General features: G+C 73.5%; 19 protein-coding genes. 2 read left to right on the top strand and 17 right to left on the bottom strand.

The genetic code is table 11. The annotated features are described in order from the left end of the window. Positions 1–43 precede the first annotated feature (43 nt). The 13 genes from B082_RS0128080 to B082_RS0128020 form a co-directional block, all read right to left on the bottom strand. Complete coding sequence (locus B082_RS0128080) at positions 44–859, bottom strand: 2-keto-4-pentenoate hydratase (RefSeq protein ID WP_018555124.1); 816 nt, start codon at positions 857–859, stop codon at positions 44–46. Beyond that, positions 852–1688 (bottom strand): MaoC/PaaZ C-terminal domain-containing protein, encoded by an 837-nt coding sequence (locus tag B082_RS0128075; RefSeq protein ID WP_018555123.1) that lies wholly within the window; start codon positions 1686–1688, stop codon positions 852–854. The genes B082_RS0128080 and B082_RS0128075 overlap by 8 nt, the downstream gene beginning before the upstream one ends. Next, positions 1685–2866, bottom strand: a complete 1182-nt coding sequence (locus B082_RS0128070; RefSeq protein ID WP_026250285.1) for a lipid-transfer protein — start codon at positions 2864–2866, stop codon at positions 1685–1687. The genes B082_RS0128075 and B082_RS0128070 overlap by 4 nt, the downstream gene beginning before the upstream one ends. Further along, on the bottom strand, positions 2863–3312 hold the full coding sequence (locus B082_RS0128065; protein WP_018555121.1) for a MaoC family dehydratase: 450 nt from the start codon (positions 3310–3312) through the stop codon (positions 2863–2865). Before B082_RS0128065 ends, B082_RS0128070 begins: the two co-directional genes overlap by 4 nt. Beyond that, positions 3309–4427 carry an acyl-CoA dehydrogenase family protein gene (locus B082_RS0128060; RefSeq protein ID WP_018555120.1) on the bottom strand — a complete coding sequence of 373 codons (1119 nt, stop codon included), beginning with the start codon at positions 4425–4427 and terminating at the stop codon, positions 3309–3311. The genes B082_RS0128065 and B082_RS0128060 overlap by 4 nt, the downstream gene beginning before the upstream one ends. Continuing rightward, the gene (locus tag B082_RS0128055; RefSeq protein ID WP_018555119.1) at positions 4427–5398 is read right to left on the bottom strand and encodes a bifunctional MaoC family dehydratase N-terminal/OB-fold nucleic acid binding domain-containing protein; all 972 of its coding nucleotides are present in this window, start codon (positions 5396–5398) and stop codon (positions 4427–4429) included. The genes B082_RS0128060 and B082_RS0128055 overlap by 1 nt, the downstream gene beginning before the upstream one ends. Then, on the bottom strand, positions 5395–6561 hold the full coding sequence (locus tag B082_RS0128050) for an acyl-CoA dehydrogenase family protein (protein WP_018555118.1): 1167 nt from the start codon (positions 6559–6561) through the stop codon (positions 5395–5397). The genes B082_RS0128055 and B082_RS0128050 overlap by 4 nt, the downstream gene beginning before the upstream one ends. Before the next feature lie 45 nt (positions 6562–6606). After that, positions 6607–8265 carry an AMP-binding protein gene (locus tag B082_RS0128045; RefSeq protein ID WP_018555117.1) on the bottom strand — a complete coding sequence of 553 codons (1659 nt, stop codon included), beginning with the start codon at positions 8263–8265 and terminating at the stop codon, positions 6607–6609. Positions 8266–8536: 271 nt separating this feature from the next. Further along, positions 8537–9298 (bottom strand): SDR family NAD(P)-dependent oxidoreductase, encoded by a 762-nt coding sequence (locus B082_RS0128040; RefSeq protein ID WP_018555116.1) that lies wholly within the window; start codon positions 9296–9298, stop codon positions 8537–8539. Positions 9299–9311: 13 nt separating this feature from the next. Continuing rightward, complete coding sequence (locus B082_RS0128035; protein ID WP_018555115.1) at positions 9312–9956, bottom strand: PaaI family thioesterase; 645 nt, start codon at positions 9954–9956, stop codon at positions 9312–9314. Continuing rightward, entirely contained in the window at positions 9956–10849 is an 894-nt protein-coding gene (locus B082_RS0128030) for a MaoC/PaaZ C-terminal domain-containing protein (RefSeq protein ID WP_018555114.1), read from the bottom strand. The genes B082_RS0128035 and B082_RS0128030 overlap by 1 nt, the downstream gene beginning before the upstream one ends. Position 10850: 1 nt before the next feature. Then, positions 10851–13046, bottom strand: coding sequence for an acyl-CoA dehydrogenase (locus B082_RS0128025; protein ID WP_018555113.1), 2196 nt, complete (start codon positions 13044–13046; stop codon positions 10851–10853). A 10-nt stretch (positions 13047–13056) separates the two neighbouring features. Further along, positions 13057–14217: a steroid 3-ketoacyl-CoA thiolase gene (locus B082_RS0128020; protein ID WP_018555112.1), complete on the bottom strand. Its 1161-nt coding sequence runs from the start codon at positions 14215–14217 to the stop codon at positions 13057–13059. A 331-nt stretch (positions 14218–14548) separates the two neighbouring features. Between B082_RS0128020 and B082_RS0128015 the strand changes: the two genes are divergently transcribed. Continuing rightward, a complete protein-coding gene (locus B082_RS0128015; RefSeq protein WP_018555111.1) occupies positions 14549–15706 on the top strand; it encodes a Rieske 2Fe-2S domain-containing protein in 1158 nt (385 codons plus the stop codon). Further along, positions 15703–15972 (top strand): hypothetical protein, encoded by a 270-nt coding sequence (locus tag B082_RS0128010; RefSeq protein WP_018555110.1) that lies wholly within the window; start codon positions 15703–15705, stop codon positions 15970–15972. Before B082_RS0128015 ends, B082_RS0128010 begins: the two co-directional genes overlap by 4 nt. A 145-nt stretch (positions 15973–16117) precedes the next feature. Here the strand turns inward: B082_RS0128010 and B082_RS0128005 are convergent, their stop codons facing one another. The 4 genes from B082_RS0128005 to B082_RS0127990 are packed head-to-tail and all read right to left on the bottom strand — an operon-like array spanning position 16118 to position 20243. Then, complete coding sequence (locus tag B082_RS0128005; RefSeq protein ID WP_018555109.1) at positions 16118–17038, bottom strand: VOC family protein; 921 nt, start codon at positions 17036–17038, stop codon at positions 16118–16120. A 40-nt stretch (positions 17039–17078) separates the two neighbouring features. Continuing rightward, on the bottom strand, positions 17079–18263 hold the full coding sequence (locus B082_RS0128000) for an acyl-CoA dehydrogenase family protein (protein WP_018555108.1): 1185 nt from the start codon (positions 18261–18263) through the stop codon (positions 17079–17081). A gap of 8 nt (positions 18264–18271) precedes the next feature. Beyond that, positions 18272–19306, bottom strand: coding sequence for a 4-hydroxy-2-oxovalerate aldolase (gene dmpG / locus B082_RS0127995; RefSeq protein WP_018555107.1), 1035 nt, complete (start codon positions 19304–19306; stop codon positions 18272–18274). A 28-nt stretch (positions 19307–19334) separates the two neighbouring features. After that, positions 19335–20243: an acetaldehyde dehydrogenase (acetylating) gene (locus B082_RS0127990; RefSeq protein WP_018555106.1), complete on the bottom strand. Its 909-nt coding sequence runs from the start codon at positions 20241–20243 to the stop codon at positions 19335–19337. Positions 20244–20263 lie beyond the last annotated feature (20 nt).

The raw sequence follows: 20263 nt of genomic DNA, 5'->3' as shown, positions 1-20263 counted from the left end.
CGCGACCGGGGTGCGCCTTCGGCTCAGAAAACTAGTATTGATTTCAGTTCTGGGTGCCGTCCTGTCCCGTTGAGTGGGCGAAGGCGACGGACACGGAGCCGAGTCCCCCGAAGTCGGCGCGGAACGTCTCGCCCGGCCGTACGTCGACCGCCGCGGTGCACGAGCCGGGCAGGACGACGTGGCCGGCTTCCAGCGTCACCCCGAAGGAGGCCACCTTGCGGGCCAGCCAGGCGACGGCCTCCGTCGGGTCCCCGAGGACCGCGCTGGTGTTGCCCCGGGCGATCTCCTCGCCGTCCCGGTACAGCACGGCGGCGATGTCGGCGGGGTCCAGCTCGGCCGGCCTTACGCGGGCGGCGCCGAGGAGCACCCCGGCGGACGAGGCGTTGTCGGCGATGGTGTCGGCCAGCGCGATCCGCCAGTCCTTGATCCGGCTGTCGATGAGTTCGATGGAGGGGACGATGTACTCGGTGGCGACCAGGACGTCGGCGGTGGTGCAGCCCTCACCGGGCAGGCTCCGGCCGAGCACGTAGCCGATCTCGACCTCGATGCGGGGGTAGCAGTAGCGGCCGGTGTCGACGGGGGTGTCCTCGCTGAGCACCATGTCGGACAGCAGGTGGCCGTAGTCGGGTTCGTCCACGCCCATCATCCGCTGCATGACCTCGGAGGACAGGCCGACCTTGTGCCCGTGGACGGTACGGCCCAGGGCGAGCTGTCTGCGGATGTTGATGAGCTGGATCTCGTAGGCGTCGGCCGCGTCGATGCCCGGGTACGTGGTGGTCAGCGGCTCGACGGGGGTCCGCGCGCACTGGGCGGCCCACAGCAGGTCGGCGGCCTCGGCGCGCCGGGCGGTCTCAAGCACCGGGGGTCTCCTCGGGGGCGGTTGCGTCGGGGGCGAAGCGGGCCCGTCCGCCGGTCAGGACCGTGCGGTCCCCCGCGGAGGCCTCGAAGAGCACGGCGGGACCGCTCGTGTCGTTCCAGGCCCGTACGCCGAGCCGGTCGCCGGGGAAGACGGGGGCGGCGAACCGGGCGTCCAGCTCCACCAGGTCGGCGGGGTGGGCGCCGAGGCGGTCGGCCAGGGGCAGCAGGCTCGCGGCGAGGGTGCACAGCCCGTGCAGGAAGGGCCGGGGCATGCCGGCCGCCTGCGCCGCGCCGGGGTCGATGTGCATGGCGTGCCGGTCGCCGAGGAGCCGGTAGAAGGCCGCCTGCCGGGAGTGGGTGGCGACGGTCGCGGTGTGCTCGGGCGGGCGGCCGGGGCGGCGCGGGGCCGCCGGTCCGCGTTCGCCGCCGAAGCCGCCGGCACCGGGGGCGAAGAGGGACCAGGTGGCCGTGAAGTACACGCAGTCCACCTCCACATCGAACACGGCGGCCGATCCCTTGTCCCGCACCTGGGAGACCCGGGCGGTGGCGGTCAGCTCCCCGTCCGGCTCCAGCGGCCGGTGCACGACGAGGCGCTGGCCGCCGTGCACGGCGGTGGTGACGTCGAAGGCACCGAGTGCGCCGAGCGCGTCGGGCGCCCACTGGGCCAGGGTCAGGGCGAAGGTCGGCAGCACCCGCAGCCGCTGCTCGTACACGAGGTCGAGGCGTTCGGCGGGGGCTCCGACGGCGAGCGCGTAGAGGATCGCGTCCCGCGCGGTCCAGGAGACGGTACGGCTGCCGAGCGCGCGGCCCTGCCAGGGGGACCCGGTCATCGGTCGGCCCCCAGGATCAGCCCGCTGGTGGGGACTCCGGTGCCGGCGGTGACCAGGACGTGGTCGGTCCGGTCGGGCTGGTTGACGGAGGTGCCCCGGATCAGCCGGACGCCCTCCGCGACGCCGTTCATGCCGTGCAGATACGCCTCTCCGAGCTGTCCGCCATGGGTGTTGAAGGGCAGGGAGCCGCCGAGTTCGAGGTGGCCGTCCGCGATGAAGTCCTTGGCCTCGCCGCGCTCGCAGAAGCCCAGCTCCTCCAGTTGGGGAAGGACCAGCGGGGTGAAGTGGTCGTAGAGCACGGCCGCGTCGATGTCCCCGGGGCGAAGGCCGCTCTGCCCGTACAACTGCCGTCCCACCAGGCCCATTTCCGGGATTCCGCTGATGGTGGGCCGGTAGTAGCTGGTCATCATGTGCTGGTCGGCCCCGAGTCCCTGGGCGGCGGAGCGGATCACGGCCGGCGGGTGGGGCAGGTCACGGGCGCGCTCGGCGGAGACGATGACGAGGGCCTGCCCGCCGTCGGTCTCCTGGCAGCAGTCCAGCAGGCGCAGGGGCTCGGCGATCCAGCGGGAGTCGCGGTGGTCCTGGAGGGTGATGGGGCGTCCGTGGAACCAGGCGGCCGGGTTGTTCGCGGCGTGCTTGCGGTCGACGACGGCGACCCGGCCGAAGTCGTCGGTGGTGGCCCCGTACTCGTGCAGGTAGCGGCGGGCGAACATGGCCACCCACTGGGCCGGGGTGCTCAGCCCGAACGGTGTCATCCAGGCGTAGGCGGCCCGGTCCGCGGTGGTGTCCATGGGCCGGTCGGCCTGTCCCAGCCCGTAGCGCTCGCCGGAGCGTTCGTTGAACGCCCGGTAGCAGACGACCACTTCGGCGGCCCCGGTGGCGACGGCCATGGCCGCCTGCTGCACGGTCGCGCAGGCCGCGCCGCCTCCGTAGCCGATACGGGAGAAGAACGTCAGCTCGCCCATCCCCGTGTTCCGGGCTACATGGACCTCGGAGTTGGTCTCGGCGGTGAAGGTGACGAGCCCGTCGACGTCGGCGGGGGTCAGCCCCGCGTCGTCCAGGGCGGCGAGCACCGCCTCGCAGGCCAGCCGGAGTTCACTGCGGCCGGAGTTCTTGGAGAATTCGGTGGCGCCGATCCCGGCCACCGCGGCGGCCCCCGACAGCGCAGTCCTGCTCATCGGCCCTCCCCGGGCAGTTGCACCGACACACTGCCGGTGATGTGGGCGCCCACGCTGTTGGTGCCCCGCACGGCGATCTCGACGTGGCGGTCGGCGCCGGACTTCCCGGTGACGGTGCCGGTGAGCACCATCGTGTCGCCGGGGTGGTTGGGGGCGCCGAGCCGGATGCGGATGGCCTTGACGACGGCGGCGGGGCCGGCCCAGCCGGTGACGTACCGGTCGACCAGGCCGTTGCTGGTCAGGATGTTCATGAAGATGTCCTTCGAGCCGCGTTCCCGGGCGAGTCCGGGGTCGTGGTGCACATCCTGGAAGTCGCGGCTCGCGAGCGCGGTGGCCACGATCAGGGTGCGGGTGATGGGGATCGCCAGCTCGGGAAGCACCTCCCCGACGGCCACCTCGTCGTAGGTGCGGGTGGGCGGGAGCGCGGTGCCCTGCCGCGGGCTCATGCGGTCACCGCCCCGCCGGTCAGCAGGACCCCCAAGTGGTCCAGGCCCGCGCCCGCACCGCCGAGGGTGGTGGAGATCTGCTTGCCCCACAGGAAGTGGCGGTGGACCGGGTAGTCGGTGTCGACGCCGATGCCGCCGTGCACGTGCTGCACCCGGTGGACGGTGTCGAGTCCCCCTTCGGCGGCCCACCACTCGGCGACGAGCGCGGCCCGGTCCGCCGCATCGGCGTCGAACGGCTCGGCCAGCGCGTCCACGGCGTGCCACAGCGTGACCCGCATGGCCTCGATGTCGATGTAGCAGTCGGCCAGCTGGTGCTGGACGGCCTGGAAGGTGGCGAGCGGGCGGCCGAACTGGGCGCGCTCGCGCAGATGCCCGGCCGCATGGCCGAGCGCCCCCTGTGCCACCCCGGTCTGGACGGCGGCCAGGGCGAGCCGGGCATACCGGACGAGGTCCGCACAGGCCGCGCCGCCCGGTGTGCCGACGGGTGCGGCGGGCGCGCCGTCGAGGGTGAGGTGGGCGCTCAGGTCGTGGCTGGTGGTCTCGGCGTGCTCCCAGCTCGCCCCGGGGGCGTCGGCGGCGACCAGGAAGAGACCGGGTCCCGCGTCCGTCGCGGCGGTGACCAGGACGTGGGCCGCTCCGGCGGGGGCGGGCACCACGGCCTTGACGCCGGTGAGCAGCCAGCCGGTACCGTCCTGGGCCGCGGTGGTCCGGGGTGCGAGCGGACCGGCCGGGCCGAACTCCTCAAGCGCGACGGTGAGCCGCGCACCGCCGTCCGCCAGGCCCGGCAGCAGGGCCGAGCGCTGCCCGGCCGTGCCGTGGGCGGCCACGGTGAGCGCGCCGGTCAGCGCGGGCCACAGCGGGACCGGGGCCACCACCCGGCCCTGTTCCTGGAGCAGGACGCAGAGGCCGGCCATGCCGAGTCCGGCGCCCCCGTCGGCTTCGGGGAGCACGGCGGCGAGCAGTCCGGCCGAGGCCAGGTCCGCCCACAGCCGCTCGTCCACCCGGGACGGGGAGCACTCGGCCTCGCGCAGCCGCTCGGGCGTGGCGTGGTCGGTGAGGATCTCCCGGGCCAGGTCACGGACCGCTTCGAGTTCTTCTCCCAGGGAGAAATCCATCAGGGCGCCTCCGTCGGGGCGGGCCGGAACACCGGCAGGGTCGGATCGGGGTCGGCGTCGAGCCAGTCCAGGACGACGGGCATGCCGATGGTGACGTCCTCGGGGGCGACACCGGTCAGGTTGGTGATGAGCCGGGTGCCCTCGGCGAGCGCGACGACGGCCACGAGGTACGGCGTGTCGAACGCGGGGTGCTTCGGGTGGTGGCTGACGACGAAGCTGTACACCTCGCCGCGTCCGCCGGCCTCGACGGTGTCCCAGTCCGTCGACCCGCACGCGGGGCAGCAGGGGCCCGGCGGGTGGCGCAGCCGGGAGCAGTCGGCGCAGCGCTGGATGAGCAGCCGGTGGTCCTTCGCGCCCTCGAAGAAGAAGGCGTTGTCCCGGTTGACGGCGGGGCGCGGGCGCGGGGCGGGCTGGGGCGCGGGGTCCTCTTCCGCTGCCGCCGGGCGAAACCTCAGGGTGCGCCACCGCTGGGTGGCGACCGTCTCCCCGTCATCGTCGGTGTAGGTCTTCAGGGTGGTGACGAAGCGCCCGGGCCCGAGCCCGGTCCGCTTCTCGGCCGAGACGGACTCGACGGTCTCGCGGACGGCGACGCGGTCCCCGGGGGCCAGTTCCCGCAGGAAGGTGAACTCGGAGTCGGTGGCGACCACGGAGGTGTAGCCGCCCTCGTCCAGCAGGGCCACCAGCGCCTCGAAGCCGTCCCCGTCGCCGGGTCGCGGGTCCACGGTGGCGGCGTATCCGCGCATGGTCCACGCCTGGACCATCGACGCGGGTGCCACCACCCCCTTGCGGCCGGTGGCGCGGGCCGCGGCGGCGTCCGTGTACACCGGGTTGGTGTCGCCCATCGCCTCCGCCCAGTGCCGGATCATCGGCTGGTTGACGGGGTCCTGGCCCGGGGTGCGGGGGCGCAGTTCGCGACCGGTGAAGGCCTGGAGCCGTTCCTCGTAGTCCGCTCGCCGCTCCTCGCCGCTCATGCGCCACGCCCCGCGCGCGGCAGCCCGAGCCCCTGGGTGGCGACCATGTCGCGCAGCACCTCGTTGACGCCGCCGCCGAAGGTGTTGACGATGCCCTGCCGGGAGAGCTGTTCGATCTGGCCGGCGAGGGCCGCGCCGGGTGATTCGGGGCGGATGCGGCCGGCCGCGCCGAGGATCTGGGTGAGGCCGCGCTGGACGTCGATGTGGGTCTCGGTGCCGTAGACCTTGGCGGCGCCCGCGTCGGCGCCGGTCAGGGTGTTCGCGGCGACGGCAGCGGTCATCTTCCAGTTCATCAGCCGCATCGCCTCCAGCCGGGCGTACGTGCGGGCGAACTCCGCCCGGACCCAGGGGATGCCGGCCGTGCCGTCTTCCCGGGCCAGGTCGAGGACGCGTTCCCACAGCTGGATCATGCGGCCGCCGAGGGCCGCGAGGCCGATGCGTTCGTGGTTGAGCTGGGCGGTGATCAGCCGCCAGCCGCCGTCCACCGCGCCGACCACGTCACCGGCGGGGACGCGGATCCCGCTGTAGTACGTCGCGGTGACGGTCATCCCGCCGACGGTGCGGATCGGGCTCCAGGAGAAGCCGTCGGCCGATGTCGGCACGATCAGGATGGAGATGCCCTTGTGCTTGGGCGCGTCCGGGTCGGTGCGGGCGGCCAGCCACACGTAGTCGGCGGTGTTGGCGCCGCTGGTGAAGATCTTGCTGCCGTCGACCACGTACGCGTCGCCGTCGCGGACCGCGCGGGTCGTCAGCGAGGCGAGGTCGGTGCCGGCCCCGGGTTCGGTGTAGCCGATCGCGAAGACGATGTCGCCGGAGAGGATGCCGGGCAGGAACCGCTTGCGGTGCTCGTCCGAGCCGTGCGCCATGAGGGTCGGCCCGACGGTGTTGACGGTCACGAACGGGAAGGGCAGGCCCGCGCGCTGGACCTCGTCGAAGAAGACGTACTGGTCCTCGGCGGGCCGGCCCTGGCCGCCGTACTCGGTGGGCCAGCCCAGGCCGAGCCAGCCGTCGGAGCCGAGCCGTTTGACGACCTCGCGGAAGCGGTCGCCGCCCACGCCCTCCTCGCCGACGCGCCGGCGCTCGTCCTCGGGCATCAGGCCCGCGAAGTACGCCCGCAGTTCCCGCCGCAGCTCCTGGTGCGCGGCGCTCTCGCGCAGTTGCATGTGTGGTTCTCCTCGGTTGTCGCGGCGGCGGGGGTGGCGGGCGGGTCAAGGCAGGAAGCGTCCGCGCCCGTTGGCCAGGAACTCGCCGCGCAGCGCGGCCTTGTCGTCCTCGGTCATCAGCTCGTACACGGGCCGGCCGCGGCCCGCCCAGCGGTACACCGGGTCGCCGGTGCGCCACCCCTCCAGCTGCATCTCCTTCTTGCGGAGCTTGTTGGAGCCGGTGGTGGGCAGGGCGTGCGAGACGCGGACGAAGCGGGGTACGCCCTTGCTGCCCAGGTCCTCCTGGCGCTCCAGGAAGCCGGGCAGGTCCAGGTCCTCGAAGCGGGTGCGGCCCGGGAGTTCGAGTGCGGCCATGACCTGGTCGCCGGAGCGCGGGTCGGGCACGCCGAAGACTCCGGCGGCCACCACGTCCCGGTGCCTGCGCAGGACGCGCTCGGTGAGCAGGGCCGAGGTGTTCTCGCCGTCGACCCGTATCCAGTCGCCGGAGCGGCCCGCGAAGTAGAAGTAGCCGGACTCGTCCACGTAACCGAGGTCGCCGGTCCAGTACCAGCCGTGGCGGACGCGTTCGGCGTTGGCCGCCTCGTTGTTGTAGTAGCCCTCGAAGCGGGCGGCGCCCTCGGTGTCCACGATCTCGCCGATGGCCTCCTCCGGGTTGCGCACCCGGCCGTGGACGTCGAGCCGGGCGGGCGGGCAGGTCTCCCGGGTGGTGGGGTGGACGATGCGGACGCCGGGCCGGGCGGGCATGCCGAGCGCGCCCGTGGGCGCGTCGGAGACCCGCTTGAGCATGCCGGCGCCCTCGCTGGAGCCGTAGCCCTCGACGAGGCGGCAGCCGAAGCGGTCCAGGAAGCGGGTCGCGTCCTCGGGGGACGCCTCGGTGCCGAAGGCGTGGGTGAGGCGGTTGTCGGCGTCCCCGGGGGTCTCGGGCCTGGCCAGGACGTAGCCGATGGCCTTGCCGACGTACGTGAAGTAGGTGGCTCCGAAGTGGCGGACGTCGGGGAGGAATCCGGAGGCGGAGAACTTGGGGGTGAGGGCGATGGTGGCGCCTGCGGTGAGGGCGGGGGCCCACAGCGCCATCAGCGCGTTGCCGTGGAACAGCGGCATCGGGCAGTAGCAGGTGTCGGCGCGGGTGATGTCGTACTTGGCGCTGTTGGCGGCGCCCAGCGCGGCGAGCCGGCCCTGTGAGCAGATCGCTGCCTTGGAGGTGCCGGTGGTGCCCGAGGTCAGCAGGAGCAGCATCGGGGTGGTGGCGGTGACTCCGGGCGCGGGGGTCACCGGCCGGTCGACGGGCGGGACGGGCAGCTCCCTGTACTCCGGGGTGTCGATCACGAGGAACCGGTCGCGGTCCACGCCGATGTCGAGCCCGTCGAGCAGGGCGAGGCCGGCCCGGTCGGTGACGATCATCGCGCAGTCGGTGTGCCGTACCTCGCGTTCCAGTTCGGCGCCCCGCCGGGTCGGGTTGATGCCGACGACGGCCGCGCCGGCCAGAGCGGCGGCGCCCAGCCAGAAGACGTACTCGGGGACGTTGTCCAGGAGTACGCCGATGTGGAAGGGCCCTTCGGTGTGCAGTTCCCGGGCCAGGGCGGCCCGGACGGCGCTCTCCTCGACCACCTCGTCCCAGGTCCAGCTCCTGCCACGGGTCAGCAGGCCCGGGTGGTCGTCCCCGGTGCGGGCGAGCAGCAGGTCGGCGATCGTCTCGTGTGGCAATGTCGGTCCCTCTCACCCGGTGGACGGGTCTGCCGGTGTCGGTACGCGGACGGGGCGCGGGGTGTCGTGGGGCGGTGCGCCGGAAGGGGGCGCGGGCGTGGCGCGGGCCGGCGGGCGGCGGGGGTCCGCGGGCCGGTCCGGCGCCCCGGGGCGGCGGTCTGTCCGCCCGGCGGCCGGACCCCGGTCCGCGCCGCGCCGGGAGCGACGCTAGCCGTGGCCGGGGCCGCTGCGACGAGGCTGTCCCGCTGACCGGGAGACGGCTCCGGACCGGTCAGCCGAAGTTGGCCTGGCCGCCGTCGAGCGGGATCGTGGCGCCGGTCAGGTAGCGGGCGTCCGGGCCGCACAGCATCGCCACGGCCCGGCCGATGTCCTGCTCGCAGTCGCCCACGTACCCCAGCGGGATGGACTCGCAGAACGCGGCGGCCTCCTCGGGGTTGGCCTCCTGCCAGCCCGCGTAGGCGGGTGAGGCGGCGTGCGGGGCGATGGAGTTGACCCGGATTCCGTCGCGGCCCCACTCGCTCGCGGCGGCCCGGGTCAGGGAGCGGAGCGCGGACTTGGCTGCCGCGTACGCCCCGTAGGTGCTCAGGTCCCAGCGGACCATGGCGGAGGTGACGAGGTTGACGACCGAGCCGCCGCCGTCCCGTTTCAGGTGCGGGTGCGCGGCCTTCATCAGGGCGAGTGCCGCGAACGGACCGCTCTCGAAGCCCCGCCGGAACTGCTCGTCGCTCAGCGACAGGAGCGGACCGTAGCAGCCGCTGTAGGCGTTGTTGACGAGGATGTCGATGCGGCCGAAGCGCTCGGCGACGTCCCCGACCACAGTGGGGATGCGCCCGGTGTCCAGGACGTCGAGCACGAAGGGTTCGGCCCTCGCCCCGCGCTCGCGCAGCAGCGCGCAGGTGGCGTCCAGCTTGGCCGCGGTCCGGCCGACGACGGCCACCGAGGCTCCTTCGGAGGCGAGGGCGAGGGCGATGCCCTGCCCGACGCCCTGACCGGCCCCGGTGACGACCGCGACCCTGCCGTCGAGATGTCCCATCTCTCCCGCCCCCTCAGCTCGGCCTGGGCAGCTGTTTGGCGATGAACAGCCCCTCGGCGGTGACGCAGGCGGTGCCCCCGGCGGTGATCTCACCGACCGTACGGATGCGCCGGCCGTCCACCGATACCTGCCGGCCGGTGACGGTCAGCGGTTCGAACAGCGGGGTGGGCCGCAGATAGCGCAGGGTCAGTTCGGCGGTCATCCCGGAGGTGCCGCCCCAGTGGTTGGCGACCCCGAGGGTGTGGTCGAGCAGGAGCGCCGAGACGCCGCCGTGCACATGTCCCGGCGGCCCCTGGTAGGGCAGGCCGAGCGTGACGACGCCTTCGACGGAGCCGTCCTCCAGACCGCGCAGGGTGAGCGGGGGCGCGAGGGCGTTCTCCGGTCCGGTGACGGGGTCGTGGCGGGTGACTCCCTCGCCGCGCCACATCTCGGCGAGGCGTTCGCGCAGGGCGGGCGCCCCCTCCGTGAGGCCGTCCGCGACGGCGTCGAGCCGGCCGGCGATCTCCTCCATGTCGGCGCCGGTCCCGTCCCCGGCGTGCAGCAGGGCGTCGACGACCCGGCGGGCCGCCGCCACGGCGGCGTCGACACCGTCCTTGTGCGGCTCGGCGACCAGGCGGGGGCCTTCGGCGGGCGCGGTGTGCGCCGGGCTGTCGCTCATCACGCGGTCACCGTCGCCGTCGCGTGGGTGAGCACGGGCGCCCCGTCGCGTTCGGGGCAGGACGTGTGCAGCACGAGCCGTTCGGTGCCATCGGCGGAAGGGCCGTCGCGCCATACGGAGGTGGTGAGGGACTCGCCGGGGACGAGGGGGCCGGCGAAGCGCACGGCGAGGTGGGTGAGCCGGCCGGCGTCGCCGTCCAGGACCCCGTCGACCAGGGCCTTGCAGACCAGTCCGTACGAGGCGAGGCCGTGCAGGATCGGCCGGTCGAGCCCGGCCGCGCGGGCGAACTCCGGGTCGGCGTGCAGCGGGTTGAGGTCGCCGTTGAGCCGGTACCACAGGGCCTGCTGGGGTGTGGTGGGGGAGGTGACGACGGCGTCGGCCGGGCGGTCCGGCGGTGTCACCGGCTCCTCGTCGGGGCCGGGGTCGTGGCTGAAGCCGCCCTCGCCGCGCGCCCAGATCCGGGTGGTGGAGGTCCACAGGGGTTCGCCGGCCGGTCCGGTCGCGGCGGACTCCAGGACGATGAGGGCCGCCTTGCCCTTGTCCCACACCTCGGCCACGCGGGAGGTGAGCGTCGCGGTGCCGGAGGCGGGCAGCGGCCGGTGGACCCGCAGCTCCTGGCCCGCGTGCAGGACGGCCCGCAGGTCGATGTCGATGCCGGGCAGGTGGAATCCGGGCGGCTCCGCCTCGCCCGCGGAGATCCCGGAGCCGGCCACCACGGCGAAGGTGGGGAGCACGGTGAGGCCGTTCTCGTAGGTCAGGTGGAGCTCGGGCCCGGTGGCCGGGTCGGCGCCCGCTCCGAGGCTCAGGTGGTAGAGGAGGACGTCGCGGGTGGTCCAGTGGATCGTGCGGACGGCGGGGTCCGCGGTCAGCGCCTTGTCGCGGTCGATGGGCATGTCAGCCTTTCCGGGTGGGCTCGGGGTCGCGGGGCAGGCCGAGCATGCGCTCGCCGATGATGTTCAGCTGGACCTCCGTCGTCCCGCCCGCGATGGACAGGCAGCGGGAGTTGAGGAACATCCAGGTGGTGTCGTGGCGTTCGCCCTCGCCGCTGAGCGCGGCGGTGCCCTGCCAGTCCATGCAGGTCTCCCAGACCCGCTGCTGGTGTTCGACGCCGAGCAGCTTCGCGACGGACGCCTCGGCGCCCGGCTGCTGCCCGGAGACGCTGCGCAGGGTGGTACGCAGGGCGAGGACGGCGCCGGTCTGCGCGTCGCAGAGGTGGGCGCCGAGCGTGGTGAGCTGTTCGTCGTCGAGCCCGTCCAGGGCGGCGGCGATCTCCAGCAGCGCTTCGGCGCCGGAGCCGACCGAGTCGTGGGACAGGGCGACGCGTTCGTTGGCGAGGGTGGTCCTGGCGAGCTTCCAGCCGTCGCCGGGGCCGGCCACGAGGAGGTCGTCGGGGATGAACACCCCGTCGAGGAACACCTCGTTGAACTCGGCGTCGCCGGTGATCTGCCGCAGCGGCCGGATCTCGATGCCTGGGCTCGTCATGTCGAGCAGGAAGTAGGAGATGCCCTTGTGCTTGGGCACGTCGGTGTCGGTACGGGCGAGCAGGACGCCCCAGTGGGCGTCGACGGCCATGGACGTCCACACCTTCTGACCGGTGACGCGCCAGCCGCCGTCCACCTTCTCGGCGCGGGTGGTGAGGCCGGCCAGGTCGGAGCCGGCGCCCGGTTCGCTGAACAGCTGGCACCAGGCGAGATCGCCGCGCAGGCTCGGGGCGAGGAACCGCTCCTGCTGGGCCGGGTCGCCGTGGGCGATGAGGGTGGGCACCACCCAGCCGCCGATGATCATGTCCACGGGGGTGAGCCCGGCGGCCGCCAGTTCCTCGGCGATGACCAGTTGCGTCACCGGCCCCGCCCCCTTGCCCCAGGGCACCGGCAGATGGGGCGCGGTGTAGCCGTGGGCGGCGAGGTGGTCGGTGCGCTCCTTGCCCTCCAGCACCCGGGCCGCCCGGAGTTCGGCACGGATGCCCTCGCGCTCGTCCTCGGCCTCCGGCGGCAGCTCCACTCCCAGCGGGCGGCGGACCCCGTCCAGGGTGAGGGCGGCGACGCGGCGGCGCCAGGCGGCGGAGGGACCGAGCGTGATGCGCAGGGTCTGGGCCCGGCGCAGCGCGAGGTGCGCCGGGTGCTCCCAGGTGAAGCCGATGCCGCCGAGCACCTGGACGCAGTCCTTCGCCACGTCGAAGGCGGCGTCGACGGCGACCGCCGCGGCGACGGCGGCGGTCAGCGAGGCCTCCCGGGGGTCGTCCGTGCCGCCGGGTGCGGTCGCGCGGGCGGCGTCCCAGGCGCAGGCGCGGGCCTGTTCGGCCCGAGCGAGCATGCGGGCGCAGCGGTGTTTGACGCCCTGGAAGGCGCCGATGGGGTGGCCGAACTGCTCGCGGACCCGGGCGTACTCGGCGGCGGTGGTGACGCAGTGGTCGGCGAGGCCGGCGGCCTCGGCGGCGAACAGGACCGCGGCGAGGTCGCGGGGCGTCCGCGGGTCGAGGCCGAGCAGGTCGGCGGCCGGGACGCGCACGGAGTGCGCCGTCACGCGGGACGAGCGGCGGGTCAGGTCGTGGCTGCGGACGTCGGCGGTGTCGACGACGGCGCGTGGCAGCACCAGCCAGGTGGTGGTGGCGCCGTCGGACGCGGGCAGGACGAACACGTCGGCGAGGTGGCCGCCGACGACGAGCCCCGAGGTTCCGGTGACCGTGACCGTGCCGTCGGCGGCGCGGGTCAGCGCGAGGGTGCCCGCGTCGAGCCCGACCGCGCCGAGCGTGCTGCCGGCGGCGAGCGGGGCGAGGTGGGTGCGGTGTCCGGCGGTGTGCAGGACGGCCGACGCGAGGGTCGTCGGCAGGAAGGGGCCGGGGGCGGTGGCGCGGCCCAGTTCCTCGGTGACGACGGCGAGTTCGAGGAGCCCGTAGCCGGCGCCGCCGTCCTCCTCGGGCAGGTGCAGCCCGAGGAGGCCCTGTGCGGCGAGGCCGCTCCAGTGGGCGGGGAGGATCTCCTTGTCGGCGTCGGCCGCCGCGTGGAGGGTGTCCTCGGTGATGTGCCGGGCGGTGTAGGCGCGCACGGCGTCGCGCAGGTCGAGGTGCTCCTCGGTGAGTCCGATGGTCATGGGGCGCCCCTCAGATGCGTTCGATGATGGTGGCGGTCGCGTGCGCGCCGCCGGCGCACATGGTGATCAGCGCGGTGGACCTGCCGGTGCGCTCCAGCTCGTGCAGGGCCTGGGTGATCAGCCGGGCTCCGGTGGAGCCGACGGCGTGTCCGAGCGCGATGGCGCCGCCGTTGACGTTGACCTTGTCCAGGTCGGCCTTGTGGACCTGGGCCCAGGACAGGACGACGGAGGCGAACGCCTCGTTGATCTCCACGAGGTCGATGTCGGCGAGGGTCATCCCGGCGCTGCGCAGGACCCGTTCGGTAGCCGCGACGGGGCCGTCGAGGTGGTAGTACGGGTCGGAGCCGACCATGGCGGAGGCGACGATCCGGGCGCGCGGGCGCAGTCCTTCGCGGGCGGCGCGCTCGCGGCTCATCAGCAGGACGGCGGCGGCGCCGTCGCTGATCTGCGAGGAGTTCCCCGCGGTGTGGATGCCGTCGGGCAGGACCGGGCGCAGTGCGGCCAGCGCCTCGGGGGTGGTGTCGCGCAGCCCCTGGTCGCGGGTGACGGACGCGGTCGCCCCGGTGGGGCCCTCGGGGCCGGTGACAGGGGCCCGGACCTCGATGATCTGTGTGTCGAAGCGCCCTTCGGCCCAGGCGCGGGCGGCCTTCTGCTGGGAAGCGAGGCCGAGGGCGTCGGCGTCGGCCCTGGTGATGCCACGGTTGCGGGCGATGCGTTCGGCGGCGGTGAACTGGTCGGGCATGTCCACGGTCCAGTCCTCCGGGACCGGGGAGCCGTTGCCGGGGGTGAGCGCGGCGCCGAGGAAGACGCGGCTCATGGACTCGACTCCGCAGCCGATGCCGGTCTCGATCGCGCCGGAGGCGATGAGGCCCGCGACGAGGTGGACGGCCTGCTGGGAGGAGCCGCAGGCGCAGTCGATGGAGGTGCAGGCGGTGGTCTGCGGGAGCCCGGCGTGCAGCCAGGCGGTGCGGGTCACGTTGTTGGACTGCTCGCCGGCCTGGGTGACGCAGCCGCCGATGACCTGTTCGACGGTGTCCGGTGCGATGCCGGCGCGCTCCACCAGGCCCTTCTGGGCGAGCCCGAGGAGCTGCGCCGGGTGGAGCCCGGACAGGACGCCGCGGCGCCGGCCGACCGGTGTGCGCGCGGCTTCGACGATGACGGCCTCGGTCATGGCTCTCCGTAAGGTGTGCGGGGCCCGTGGGGGCCGGGAAGCTGGGATTCGAAAACTAGAATTCATTCTCGAACCAGGCAAGGGCCAGTCCCGCTCAGTGGCCGAGGCCCTCTCCGCGGGGCTCCTTCACGGTGTGTGCCGTCGGACGGGGCGGCGGACTGTACGCGCGCCCCGCGCCGGGGCTCGTGCGCCGTCCCACCGACCGGGACGGGCCGCCGGCGGGCGGGAGGAGCCGGGTACCGGTCAGTGGGACTCCCCCGCCCGCGCACCGGAACGCGGGCCTAGCGTCCGGGACTCGGAGACCAGGGTCCTCGAAGGGGATGAGAGCAACGTGAGCGCAGTCGAGTCGGCACACGACGACGTCAGGGCCATCGAGGCCACCGCGGCACCCGCCCGTTTCGCACGCGGCTGGCACTGCCTGGGCCTGTCGGAGAAGTACAAGGACGGCGAGCCGCACGCGGTCCACGCCTTCGGGCAGCAGCTCGTGGTGTTCCAGGCGGGGGACGGCACCCTCAACGTCCTGGACGCCCACTGCCGCCACATGGGCGGCGACCTCTCGCAGGGCACCGTCAAGGGCGACCAGGTCGCCTGCCCGTTCCACGACTGGCGCTGGGGCGGCGACGGCCGCTGCAAGCAGATCCCGTACTCCAAGCGGGTGCCGCTGCGGGCCCGTACGGCGGCCTGGCGAACGCTGGACCAGGACGGGATGCTCTTCGTCTGGAACGACCCGGAGGGCAACCCGCCGCCCGACGACGTGCGTATCCCCCGCATCGGGGGCGCGACGAGCGACGAGTGGACCGACTGGCTCTGGTACGAGACCGTCGTGGACGCCAACTGCCGCGAAGTCGTGGACAACGTGGTGGACATGGCCCACTTCTTCTACGTCCACTACTCCTTCCCGACGTACTTCGAGAACGTCTTCGAGGGGCACACCGCCACCCAGCGCATGCGCGCCACCGGCCGCCCCGACGCCCGGCCCCAGGAGGACGGCAAGCAGCAGAAGACGATCGGCAGCACCTCGGTCGCCTCGTACCACGGCCCGTCGTTCATGATCGACGACCTGACGTACCACTACGAGACCGGCGACGTGGACTGCGTCCTGATCAACTGTCACTATCCGGTCGACGCGGACCGGTTCATCCTCCAGTACGGGATCATCGTGCGGCGCTCGCCCGCCATGCGGGGCGAGGCGGCCGACCAGCTGGCCTCCGGGATGGCGCAGTTCATCAAGCTCGGGTTCGAGCAGGACATCGAGATCTGGAAGAACAAGGCGCGCATCGACAACCCGCTGCTCTGCGAGGAGGACGGCCCGGTCTACCAGCTGCGGCGCTGGTACGAGCAGTTCTACGTGGACGTGGCCGATGTGCGGCCGGAGATGACCGACCGCTTCGAGTTCGAGCTGGACACCACCCGGCCCGTCGAGGCGTGGCAGAAGGAGGTCGAGGCGAACCTCGCCCGCAGGGCCGCGGCGGCGGGAGGGCCGGCGTGACGCGGGTCGACAACCGGCTCGCCGACGGCGCCCCGATGCGGCCGCTGTCCTGCGAGCGGTGCGCCGCGCGGGTCCTGGTGCGCAAGAGCAGCTGGCAGCAGACGAGCGTGCAGTGGGACGCCCCGGCCGTGGCCGCCTGCGCGGAACGCGACACGACGGCTCCGGCTTTCGAGGGCTGCGGCGCGCTGCGCGAGACGATCCGCGCGGCGGCGCTGACCGGGGCGATCGAGGTCGTGGACGGTGGCGGCCCGGTCGGGCGGGGGTGAGGCACCCGGCCGGAATCCGTAGGACGGTCACACCCCCCGAGCGACGGTCTGCTCGGGGGGTGTGACCGTCCTACGGTGCTGCCGGGCCGGCCTCCCGGCGGGCGCCGGCCCCGGACGGTGTCGAAACCGGCGGCCGGCGCGTCGCTCACGCGGACGGGCCCGGCGGGGTGAAGGCGGCCAGCGGTTCGGAGCCGGACCAGTCGTGGCCCCAGTAGCTGTCGGCGGTGATCTCCTCGGCGGTGTAGTGCCGTTCGTCCACGAGCATGCCCTCGCAGCCGTACTCGACGTCCCAGCCGCCCGGGGCACGTACGTAGAACGACACCATCTTGTCGTTGGTGTGCCGGCCCAGTGTGGAGGACAGCGGGAAGCCGTGCTTCGCCACGTTGTCCAGGGCCCGGCCGACCGCGTCCAGGGTGTCCGCCTCGACCATCAGATGGACGAGTCCGGGCGCCTCGCCGTGCGGGGCGGGGCAGACGGCGAGGCTGTGGTGGCGTCGGTTGACGCCCATGAAGCGGACCCGGCGCGAGGACGAGCCGCCGCCGAGCCGCATGGCCCCGCGCGGCAGGAAGCCCAGCACCTCGGTGTAGAAGGCGATCGTCTCGTCCGGGCTGGTGGTGGGTACGACGATGTGGCCCATGCCCTGTTCCCCGGTGACGAAGCGCTGGCCGAGCCCGGTCAGCACGGGGCTGTGGTCGAGGACCGGGGCGTGGAACACCTCGACGGTCACCCCGGCGGGGTCGGTGAAGGTGAGGGCCTCCTCCACTCCCCGGTCGTCGGCCTCCTCCTGGGTGAGCGGCTTGACGGGCGTACCGGATGCCTCGACGGCGCGGCCGACGGCGGCGAGGGCGAAGCGGTCGCGCACCTCCCAGCCGACCGACAGCACCCGGTCGGTGTCACCGGGCAGGACGACGAGCCGGGAGCGGCGCTCGTCCATGCGCAGGTACAGGCCGTCGGGGTCGGGCCCGGAGCCCACGGCGAAGCCGAGGGCGTCCACGGCGAGTTCGCGCCAGCGGTCGACGTCGCGGGTCCTGACCCGGAGATACCCGAGTCCGCGGATCTGTGTCATGGGGGTTCCTCTCTGAACGGGCGTGCTGCGGACCGGGACCTCAGATCATCGAGCGCATGGGCCCCTGCGGCGGTTCGACACCGATCTCGGTGAGGGCGGCGGCGTGGAAGACCGAGCCGGGTACGTGGATGGCGTGCGCGAGCCCGGTGTGCGCGTCGCGCCAGAACCGCTGGATGGGGTTGTCCAGGCGCATCGCGTTGCCGCCGGAGCGGGCGACGATCTCGTCCACCGCGCGGACGGCCCGCCAGGCGGCGGCGGCCTGGGCGCGCCGGCCCACGGCGCGACGCTCGAAGGTGATCTCCCGGCCGGCCGCGACCGCGTCGTACATCTGCGAGACGTTGTCCAGGAGCGCGGCGCGGGAGGCCGCGATCTCGGCGGCCGCGTCGCTGATCGCGTAGAGGACGTACGGGTCGTCGCGCACGGCCTGGCCGGTGATCTGGACCCGGGTGCGCTGGTAGGTGAGGTGGTGGGCGAGGGCGCCCTCGCAGATGCCGATGACCGCGGCGGTGATGCCGAGCGGGAAGGCGGCGGAGAAGGGCAGCCGGTAGGCGGGGTTGGTCAGCCCGGACTCGGCGGCCAGGGAGCCGTCGACCACCTTGGCGTACTCGATGACGCGGTGGGCGGGCACGAAGGCGTCCTTGACGACGACGTCCTTGCTGCCGGTGCCGCGCAGCCCGACCACGTCCCAGGAGTCGTCCACGATCTCGTAGTCGGCGCGGGGCAGGATGACGTGCACGGACCGCGGGGGGCTGAGCCGGTTGCCTTCGGCGTCGGCGAGGAAGCCGCCGAGGAAGATCCACTGGCAGTGGTCGGTGCCGGAGGAGAACTGCCAGCGGCCGTTGAAGACGTAGCCGCCGTCGACGGGCCGGAGCAGGCCCATCGGGGCGTAGGGGGACGCGATCCAGGTGTCGGGGTCCTCGCCCCAGATCTCCTCCTGCACCCGGGGGTCGGCCATCGCCATCTCCCAGGGGTGGACGCCGACGACGCCCGCCACCCAGCCGGTCGCCCCGTCGCAGGAGGCGATCCTCATGACGGTCTCGGCGAACTCGCGCGGGTGCAGTTCGAGGCCGCCGTACGTCTTCGGCTGGAGCATGCGGATCGCGCCGACGTCCTTGAGGATCTTCGCCGCCTGGTCGTCCAGCCTGCCGAGCGCCTCGTTGGCGGGGCCCAGCGCGCGGATCTCGTCGGCGCGCTGCTCGACGGCTTCGAGTACGGGGTTGGGCATGGCTGTTCTCACTTCCCGGAAGAGTTCTTCGCCGCGAGGGCGACCGCGATCTCGATGAGCTGGTCCTCCTGGCCGCCGACGAGCTTGCGGCGGCCCGCCTCCATGAGGATTTCGGCGCCGGAGACCTGGTAGGTGGCGGCCTGCCGGGCGGCGTGCTTCAGGAAACTGGAGTAGACCCCGGCGTAGCCCATGGTCAGGGAGAGGCGGTCGAGCAGGCACTCGCCGTCCATGACGGGCCGGACCACGTCCTCGGCCGCGTCGATGATCTTCAGTACGTCGATGCCGGTGCGGATGCCCAGCTTCTCCGCGACGGCGGCGAACCCCTCGACCGGGGTGTTGCCGGCGCCCGCGCCGAACCGCCGGGTCGAGCCGTCGATCTGGGTGGCTCCCGCGCGTACCGCGAGGATGGAGTTGGCGACGCCGAGGCCCAGGTTCTCGTGTCCGTGGAAACCGACCTGGGCGTCGGTGCCCAGTTCGGCGACGAGGGCGGCGATGCGGTCGCTCGTCTGCTCCATGACGAGGGCGCCCGCGGAGTCGACCACGTACACGCACTGGCATCCCGCGTCGGCCATGATGCGCGCCTGGCGGGCCAGGGCCTCGGGCGGGCTGCTGTGCGACATCATCAGGAACCCGACGGTCTCCAGGCCGAGTTCGCGTGCGAGGCCGAAGTGCTGGACGGAGATGTCGGCCTCGGTGCAGTGGGTGGCGATACGACAGATCGCTGCGCCGTTGCCGGCGGCCTCGCGGATGTCGTCCTGGAGGCCGAGGCCCGGCAGCATCAGGAAGGCGATCTTCGCCCGGCGCGCGGTCTTCACGGCGGCCTTGATGAGTTCCTGCTCGGGGGTGTGGCTGAAGCCGTAGTTGAAGGAGGACCCGCCGAGGCCGTCACCGTGGGTGACCTCGATGACGGGCACTCCGGCGTCGTCCAGGGCGGCGACGATGGAGCTGACGTGGTCGACGGTGAACTGGTGCTGCTTGGCGTGCGAACCGTCCCTCAGGGACGAGTCGGTGACCCGGATGTCCAGGTCGGGGCTGTAGGGCATGACGCGTGTACTCCTCGGTGGGCGGGGGTCAGGCAGCGGCACGGCGGGCGGAGATCCGCTGGGCGAAGCCCTCGCCGACCCGGGTGGCGGCGGCGGTCATGATGTCGAGGTTCCCGGAGTACGGCGGCAGGAAGTCGCCCGCGCCCTCCACCTCGATGAAGACGGCGACCCGGGCGAGGCCGCCGCTGACCGCGGTCGGCCCGTCGAACTGCGGCTCGGCGCGCAGCCGGTAGCCGGGTACGTACGCGGCGACGCGGGCGACGGTCTCGTGGACGGAGGCCGTGACGGCGTCCCGGTCGACGTCGGCCGGGACGGCGCAGAAGACGGTGTCCTGCATCAGCATCGGCGGCTCGGCCGGGTTGAGGATGATGATGGCCTTGCCCTTGGCGGCGCCGCCGATCGTCTCGATGCCCCGGCTCGTGGTGCGGGTGAACTCGTCGATGTTGGCGCGGGTCCCGGGCCCGGCGGACGGCGAGGCGACGCTCGCGACGATCTCCGCGTACGGGACGTCGGTGACCCGGGAGACGGCGTGCACGACCGGGATGGTGGCCTGTCCGCCGCAGGTGATGAGGGAGACGTTCGGCGCGTCGAGGTGGTCGCCGAGGTTGACGGCGGGCACGACCGCCGGGCCGATCGCGGCGGGCGTCAGGTCGATGGCCCGGATGCCGAGCGCGGCGTACTTGGGCGCGTTGGCCCGGTGCACGTACGCGGAGGTGGCCTCGAACACCAGGTCGGGGCGGTCCTCGCCGTCCAGCAGGGCGTCGACGCCGTCGGCGCTCGCGTGCAGACCGTGGTCCGCGGCGCGCTTGAGGCCGGGGCTCTCGGCGTCGATGCCGATCATCCAGCGTGGCTCGATGGACTGCGAGCGCAGGAGTTTGTACATCAGGTCGGTGCCGATGTTGCCGGATCCGACGATCGCGGCGGTCGCCTTGGTCACGGTTCGAACCTCATCCGGGT

The sequence above is a fragment of the Streptomyces sp. ATexAB-D23 genome, from assembly GCF_000373645.1.
GTDB lineage: Bacteria > Actinomycetota > Actinomycetes > Streptomycetales > Streptomycetaceae > Streptomyces > Streptomyces castrisilvae.
This window is presented reverse-complemented; position numbering and strand designations above follow the sequence as displayed.

What these genes read in the sequence shown, in the direction of transcription:
- B082_RS0128000 (WP_018555108.1), bottom strand. Translation starts at nt 18,263, where the DNA reads ATGCCCAACCCCGTACTCGAAGCCGTCGAGCAGCGCGCCGACGAGATC.
- B082_RS0128040 (WP_018555116.1), bottom strand. Translation starts at nt 9,298, where the DNA reads ATGGGACATCTCGACGGCAGGGTCGCGGTCGTCACCGGGGCCGGTCAG.
- B082_RS0128070 (WP_026250285.1), bottom strand. Translation starts at nt 2,866, where the DNA reads ATGAGCAGGACTGCGCTGTCGGGGGCCGCCGCGGTGGCCGGGATCGGC.
- B082_RS0128055 (WP_018555119.1), bottom strand. Translation starts at nt 5,398, where the DNA reads ATGAGCGGCGAGGAGCGGCGAGCGGACTACGAGGAACGGCTCCAGGCC.
- B082_RS0128065 (WP_018555121.1), bottom strand. Translation starts at nt 3,312, where the DNA reads ATGAGCCCGCGGCAGGGCACCGCGCTCCCGCCCACCCGCACCTACGAC.
- B082_RS0128050 (WP_018555118.1), bottom strand. Translation starts at nt 6,561, where the DNA reads ATGCAACTGCGCGAGAGCGCCGCGCACCAGGAGCTGCGGCGGGAACTG.
- B082_RS0128060 (WP_018555120.1), bottom strand. Translation starts at nt 4,427, where the DNA reads ATGGATTTCTCCCTGGGAGAAGAACTCGAAGCGGTCCGTGACCTGGCC.
- dmpG (WP_018555107.1), bottom strand. Translation starts at nt 19,306, where the DNA reads ATGCCCTACAGCCCCGACCTGGACATCCGGGTCACCGACTCGTCCCTG.
- B082_RS0128035 (WP_018555115.1), bottom strand. Translation starts at nt 9,956, where the DNA reads ATGAGCGACAGCCCGGCGCACACCGCGCCCGCCGAAGGCCCCCGCCTG.
- B082_RS0128075 (WP_018555123.1), bottom strand. Translation starts at nt 1,688, where the DNA reads ATGACCGGGTCCCCCTGGCAGGGCCGCGCGCTCGGCAGCCGTACCGTC.
- B082_RS0128020 (WP_018555112.1), bottom strand. Translation starts at nt 14,217, where the DNA reads ATGACCGAGGCCGTCATCGTCGAAGCCGCGCGCACACCGGTCGGCCGG.
- B082_RS0128025 (WP_018555113.1), bottom strand. Translation starts at nt 13,046, where the DNA reads ATGACCATCGGACTCACCGAGGAGCACCTCGACCTGCGCGACGCCGTG.
- B082_RS0128030 (WP_018555114.1), bottom strand. Translation starts at nt 10,849, where the DNA reads ATGCCCATCGACCGCGACAAGGCGCTGACCGCGGACCCCGCCGTCCGC.
- B082_RS0128005 (WP_018555109.1), bottom strand. Translation starts at nt 17,038, where the DNA reads ATGACACAGATCCGCGGACTCGGGTATCTCCGGGTCAGGACCCGCGAC.